Source organism: Mesorhizobium sp. dw_380, assembly GCF_018588885.1.
Lineage (GTDB): Bacteria > Pseudomonadota > Alphaproteobacteria > Rhizobiales > Rhizobiaceae > Mesorhizobium.
Window position 1 is genome coordinate 1 of sequence record NZ_JAFFIW010000175.1, and the last position, 217, is coordinate 217.

Here is a 217-nt window from a genome sequence, read left to right on the forward strand (position 1 = left end):
TGGCAGTGCTTCCAGCGTCACGTAGGCGGCCGGGATCATGTACTCCGGCACAAGACCGCTCAGATGCGCCCGCAGCACCGCCGCAAGATCATCACCGGCTTCATCCCGTGCCACCACATAGGCGACCAGCCGCTTGTCGCCAGGCGTGTCTTCGCGCGCGATCACCACGGCTTCACGCACCAGCGCGTGCTCGCCAAGCCGCGCCTCGATCTCGCCC

General features: G+C 67.3%; 1 protein-coding gene. It reads right to left on the reverse strand.

Annotated features, from left to right (window positions below; genetic code table 11):
* The coding region (locus tag JT360_RS33430) for an AMP-binding enzyme (RefSeq protein WP_214477767.1) at positions 1 to 217 on the reverse strand (217 nt) is incomplete at both ends.